Source organism: Janthinobacterium sp. AD80, from assembly GCF_002878455.1.
In the GTDB taxonomy this organism is placed as follows: domain Bacteria; phylum Pseudomonadota; class Gammaproteobacteria; order Burkholderiales; family Burkholderiaceae_D; genus Janthinobacterium.
In genome coordinates, this window is the sequence record NZ_NRDQ01000229.1 from 1 (window position 1) to 6,099 (window position 6,099).

At 67.8% G+C, this 6,099-nt stretch carries 4 protein-coding genes; 1 reads left to right on the forward strand and 3 read right to left on the reverse strand.

The annotated features are described in order from the left end of the window. The 3 genes from JaAD80_RS31920 to JaAD80_RS27570 form a co-directional block, all read right to left on the reverse strand. Positions 1-2,886: calcium-binding protein (locus tag JaAD80_RS31920; protein WP_308410655.1), on the reverse strand; the 2,886-nt coding region annotated here is incomplete at its 3' end. Between the two features lie 317 nt (positions 2,887-3,203). Beyond that, complete coding sequence (locus tag JaAD80_RS27565; RefSeq protein ID WP_102299302.1) at positions 3,204-3,848, reverse strand: DUF6000 family protein; 645 nt, start codon at positions 3,846-3,848, stop codon at positions 3,204-3,206. Beyond that, positions 3,845-4,747: a LysR family transcriptional regulator gene (locus tag JaAD80_RS27570; protein ID WP_102299304.1), complete on the reverse strand. Its 903-nt coding sequence runs from the start codon at positions 4,745-4,747 to the stop codon at positions 3,845-3,847. The genes JaAD80_RS27565 and JaAD80_RS27570 overlap by 4 nt, the downstream gene beginning before the upstream one ends. Before the next feature lie 106 nt (positions 4,748-4,853). Here JaAD80_RS27570 and JaAD80_RS27575 point away from each other — a divergent pair. Beyond that, on the forward strand, positions 4,854-6,099 hold a 1,246-nt coding region (locus JaAD80_RS27575; RefSeq protein WP_102299305.1), incomplete at its 3' end, for an MFS transporter.

Below are 6,099 nucleotides of genomic sequence, written 5' to 3' on the forward strand. Positions count from 1 at the left end.
CGCGGAGCGCCAGTTCTGCGCCAGCGACGGCGCCAGGATGGCGGCCGTCGCTGGCGGCAGGGTCAGCTGGCCGGCGGGCGGCGGCGTCAGGCCCGCCATGGCCTGCACCAGGTTTTGCACGTTACTGCCCAGCAAGACGCGGCCATCGGCCGTGCGGAATTCCTCGATGCTGCGCGGCGCGCCTTCGTACCAGCCGTTCACGGTGACTTTGTCGCCGCTGCCGATGGTGCTCACTTCCAGGGCCGTGCCCACCTGGCGGAACCACAGCTGTTCGGCGCTGACGCCGGCCAAAAAGGAGACCACGTCGCGGCCGGTCGTCTCTATGCCCTCGTTGACAATGTCGGCGCCGTCGCCGCGGGCAAAGACATAGGTATCGTTGCCGAGTGCGCCAGAGAGGATGTCATCTCCCTTGCCGCCTTGCAGGATATCGTTGCCGAGGCCGCCGACGAGGATGTTCTTGATCTCATTGCCCATCAGCACGTCATCAAACTTGCTGCCGACGGCGGCAGTGAAATTGGCCACCACGTCCACGCCCGGACGCGCCACCAGGGCGGCGCCGGCAGGCGCGAAGGCAACCGTCGCGCCTGCGCTTGCATTGCTGTAATTGACCGTATTGCCCACGCCGCCACCGTCGAGCACATTGCCGCCGGGCGTATCGACAAAAAACAGGTTGTTGGTATAGGCGCTGCCCGTCACCGTCAGGCCGGCGGCGCTCAGGCGCACGTATTCGACATTGTCGGCCACCGTGTAGTTGACGTTCGTGTAGACGGTATCGGTGCCGCCATTGCCCCGTTCGACAATGAAGTCGCCGCTGTGGTTGACGAAATACGTATCGTCGCCGGCCAGCCCTTCTAGCAGGTCGGCGCCGGCCGAACCGCTGAGGATATCGGCGTTCGCCGTGCCGACAAAGGTTTGCCCCGTCGGCTGCGTGGGACCGTTGAAGTGCCAGGCCTGGGCCAGCACAGGCGCCAGCGAGGCCGCCGTGGCTGCGGGCAAGGTCAACTGGCCGAGCGGCGGCGGCGTCAGGTTCGCCATCGCCTGCACCAGCTGCTGCACATCGGCGCCGCGCAGGACGTGGCCGGCGGCCGTGCGGAATTCCTCGATATTCGGCGCGGCGGCGTTCCAGGCGCGGATGGTGATCTTGTCCGTCGTGCCGATGGTGCTCACTTCCAGGTCCGCGCCCACCTGGCGGAACCACAGCTGGTCGAGGCTGACGCCGGCCAGGAAGGCGATGGCGTCGTAGCCGGCATCGGCAGCGGTTTCCGTGATGATGTCGGCGCCGTCGCCGCGGGCGAAGACAAAGGTGTCGTCGCCGATGCCGCCCGCGAGCACGTCGGCGCCCTGGCCGCCTTGCAAGGTGTCGTTGCCGAGGCCGCCTGCCAGGGTGTTGGCCAGTTCATTGCCGGTCAGCACGTCATCATAGGCGCTGCCTTCCAGGCCGCTGAAATTGACCAGCACGTCGCTGCCCGGACGGGCCGCGGGGGCAGCGCTGCTGGAAACGATGCTGGCCGTCGCGCCAGCCTTCGACCCGGCGTAGGTGGCCGTGCTGTTCGTGCCGCCGCCGCGCAGCACGTTGCCGCCGGCCATATCGACGTGAAATACATTGTCATTGCCGTTGCCCGTCACCGTCAGGCCGGCGGCGCCTACATGCACCTCCTCGACGTTGGCGGCCAGCGTGTAATCAACCGTGGCATACACGGTATCGCGGCCGCCGCCAGCCTGCTCAACCACTACGTCGCCGCTGTGGTTGACGTAATACGTGTCGTCGCCAGCCAGCCCAGCCATCACGTCGGCGCCTGCCGTGCCCTTGATGATGTCCGGATTCGCCGTGCCCGTGAACACGCCATTGACGGGCTGGTTCGGGCCTTCCGTGCGCCAGTTCTGCGCCAGCGCAGGCGCCAGGGCGGCGGCTGTCGCCGCTGGCAAGGTCAGCTGGCCGGCCGGCGGCGGCGTCAGGCCCGCCATCGCCTGCACCAGGTTTTGCACGTCCGCGCCCAGCAGCACGCGGCCGTCGGCCATGCGGAATTCCTGGATGCGGGGCGCGATGCCGGCGCCATACCAGCCGCTGATGGTGATTTTGTCCGTCGTGCCGATGGTGCTCACTTCCAGCGCCGTGCCCACCTGGCGGAACCACAGCTGGTCGGCGCCGACGCCGGCCAGGAAAGCGACGACATTGTGCGCGCCGCCTTCGGGCACTTCGAGGATGCTGTCGGCGCCGTCGCCGCGGGCGAAAATATAGGTATCGTCGCCTACCGTGCCGGCAAGCATGTCATCGCCCTTGCCGCCGCGCAGGATATCGTTGCCTATGCCGCCGACGAGCGCGTTTTTGAGTTCGTTGCCGGTCAGCACATCGTCGAGCTTGCTGCCTATCAGGTTGCTGAAATTGAACAGCACGTCGGTCCCGGGCGCCGCCGGCAACGGGCCATTCGCACCCGACAGGGTGGCGGTCACGCCCACGCTGGCATTGATATAGCTGACCGAATTGACGGCGCCGCCACCGTTGAGCACATTGCCGCCTGGCGCCTGCACATGAAAGGCGTTGTTGGTCGTGGCGCTGCCCGTCACCGTCAGGCCGCTGCCGATGATGTGCACGTTCTCCACGTTGGCGGCCACCGTGTAGTTGACGCTGGTGTACACGGTATCCGTGCCGCCGTTGGCCAGTTCGACGATCACGTCGCCGCTGTTGTTGACGTAATACGTGTCGTCGCCGGCCAGGCCTTCGAGCACGTCGGCGCCGCTGGTGCCGCTGAGCACATCGGCATTGGCGGTGCCGGTGAAGCGCTGCGGGGCCGCCAGCGCGGAACTGTTCAGGTACGCCTCGATGGCGGAAATGGCGTCGCCGGAGGCTGCTGGATCTGAAGCGGGGGTTGCGGTTGCTTGTGTCATGTCGCGGTGTCCTGTCCTTGAACGTAACAAATCAGATGAATGGGCCGGCGCAAGCCGGCATCAGGGCAAAAGTGGCGGCCGCATCGGCAAGCCTGTGCAGCGCGCCAACGACGGCCCTTTCCTTTCGGTGCATGCACGGCCTTGCTATCGCAGCGGCCTGCACGTACCCCCTATTGACGCTTCAACTTGGGAAACACTGTTATTTGTCATGAAAATGTCATACGGCGCGGGTGCGCGACGACAACGGCCAGGCAGCGGCGCCCCCGGCCACAGGAAACGCGCAATAAAGGAAGAAGTACGGGAAAAAAGCGCGCTGGCTAGGCGCCAGGCGCCACGGCGCGCAGGGTGCGCAGGCGGTCCATGCCGACGCTGAAGGCCGCCAGCGCATTGTCCAGCGCCTCGCCGGGCCGGCTGGCAAGAAATGCGTTCCAGGCTGGCGCATGGCGCGCCGCTGCAGCGCTGCCATGCTGGCCATCCAGATAGGCGATGGCGGCCATGGCTTGCGTCTGCTCGAAATGCAGCTGCGGCTGGCGCAAATAATGCGCGAGATAGCGGTGCAGATAATCGCGGCTGTCCGGCGTGTCGAACACGGCCAGCGCCAGGCAGTACGCGCTGCCCGCGTAGCACACTTCGCTGGCCAGCAGCAGGCCGCCCAGCTGGTCCGTGAAGGCGGAACGCTGCGTCAATGCCGCCAGGTAGGCGCCGGCCATGCGGCTGCGCCAGTCGAATTGTCCCAGCAGCCGCGCAATCAGGGCATCGTCCGCCTGGGCCAGCCGCTGCGCGCAGGCCAACGCCTCTGGCCTGTGCAAGCCCATGTAGAGCGGCCGCACCCAGTCGTCGCGCAGCGCCGCCGTCAGCGGTTCTTGCGGCGGCAGCGGCGGCACGGCAAACGGATGCGCGTGGCCCACGGTGGCGCCGGCCACATGGCGCTGCAGCGCTGTCAGGTGTGCATCGTCCGTCATGGCCGGGTCCCATAGGTTTGATCCTGCAACTGCTGTACCAGGAAATCGATGAACACGCGCAGGCGCGGCGGCAGATGGCGGCTGGCCGGCCACAGCAGCCAGAACGCCGTCACCGGCTGCGTATGCGCGTCCAGCAGCGAGACCAGCTGCCCCGCCGCCAGTTCGCGCTGCACCGTAAAGGCGGGCAAGTACGCGATGCCCTGCCCCTGCAGCGCCAGGTAGACGCGCATTTCCACGCTGTTGCACACCATGCCGGGCGCCAGCGGGGCAGCCGGCTCCAGCGTGTCGTCCAGCGGCCACGCTTCCAGCCGCCCCGTGGCGGGAAAGCGGTAGCGCAGGCGCTGGTGCCGCGCCAGGTCGGCCGGATGGGCGGGATGGCCGTGACGCGCCAGGTAGGCGGGCGAGGCCACCAGCAGGCGGCGGAAAGTGCACAGTTTGCGCCCCGTCAGGCCGGAATCGTCCAGCTCGCCCGTGCGCACGACGGCGTCAAAGCCGTCGCTGATCACATTCACCAGCGCATCGGAAAAATCGAGATCCAGTTCGATGTCGGGATAGGCCAGCATGAAGCCGGCAATCACGGGCTCGAACAAGCCGCTGTAGCGTGGCAGACTGATACGCAGACGGCCGCTGGGCGCGCCGCTGGCCGCGCTCAGCTCCTGCTCGGCCGCTTCCACCTCGGCCAGGATGCGCTTGCAGCGCTGCAGGAATTTCTCGCCCTCGTCCGTCAGCGCCAGGTGCCGCGTGCTGCGCTGAAACAGGCGCGCGCCCAGCCGCGTCTCCATGCGCGCCACGCTTTTTCCCACGGCAGATGATGACAAGCCCAGCAGCCGTCCCGTGGCGGAAAAACTGCCGCTGTCGGCCACCTGCACAAACATGGCGATGCCACCCAAGCCTTCCATTGCGCTCCCATTCAAGACATTTATATCCGATATGTTCGGCAGTTTAGCCTCTTTTTCCGGAATGCGGGGCGCGCCATACTCGCCGTCCCTCCTTTCAGGATCTCACATGATTTATCCTTCCCGTTTGACACTTGCCCTGCAAGTGCTGGCCGCCTGCCTGAGCGGCCTGCTGATTCCCCTGTGCTTTACGGGCCCGGCCGTCGTGCTGCCCGCCCTGGCCGCGCAACTGGGCGGCAGCGCCAGCGCCCTGAACTGGGTCATCAACGCGTATATCCTCAGCTATGGCAGCGCCATGATGGTGGCCGGCAGCCTGACGGACGTGCTGGGCCGGCGCCGGGTCTGGCTGGCGGGGCTGGCGCTGTTCTGCGCGGCAACCCTGGCCATCGCCTGGGCGCCCTCGGTGGTGCTGATCGCCGTGCTGCGCTTCGTGCAAGGCCTGGGCGGCGCGGCCGCGTTCGCCGCCGCCATGTCTTCGCTGGCGCCGCTGTTCCACGGCACGGCGCGCAGCCGTGTGATGAGCGTGCTGGGCACGACGTTTGGCCTGGGACTGGCCTTCGGCCCGCTGGCGGCCGGCGCCATGCTGGAACTGGCCCGCTGGCCTGCCGTCTTTTACGCCACGGCCGCGCTGGGCGCCATCGGCACGCTGCTGGTGGCTGTCAGCGTGCCGGCCGATCCGCCGCGTGGCCATGGCCGCCTGGACTGGCCCGGCGCCCTCAGCTTCAGCGCGGCGCTGGCCTTATTTACGGTCGGCATGCTGCTGGCGCCCGAACACGGCTGGCGCAGCGCGGCCGTGCTGCTGCCGCTGGTCCTGGCGGCATTGCTGTTATCGGTCTTTATCCTGATCGAACGCAGGACGGCGCACCCCATGCTGGACTTGCGCCTGTTCGGCCAGCGCCGTTTCGTCGGTGTGCAAGTGCTGGCCGCCGCGCCCGCCTTCCTGTTTATCGTGCTCATCGTCATGCTGCCGGGGCGCTTCATCGGCACCGATGGCTTGTCGCCGCTGGCGGCCGGACGGCTGATGATCGCGCTGGCCGCACCGCTGCTGCTGGTGCCCGTGCTGGCGGCGCTGCTGCTGCGCTGGTTCACGGCGGGGACCCTGTGCGCGGCGGGCCTGCTGCTGACCGCCGCCGGGCTGGCCTGGCTGTCGCAGGTGCTCGGCAACGGCGCCGCCCTGGCCGGGCCGCTGCTGCTGATCGGCGCCGGCATCGGCCTGCCGTGGGGCTTGATGGATGGCATGGCCCTGAACGTGGTCGATACCGAGCGGGCCGGCATGGCAACAGGCATCTTCAATACCGTGCGCATCAGCGCCGACGGCGTGGCCCTGGCCCTGGCCGGTGCCGTGCTGGCCGGCC

What these genes read in the sequence shown, in the direction of transcription:
- JaAD80_RS27570 (WP_102299304.1), bottom strand. Translation starts at nt 4,747, where the DNA reads ATGGAAGGCTTGGGTGGCATCGCCATGTTTGTGCAGGTGGCCGACAGC.
- JaAD80_RS27565 (WP_102299302.1), bottom strand. Translation starts at nt 3,848, where the DNA reads ATGACGGACGATGCACACCTGACAGCGCTGCAGCGCCATGTGGCCGGC.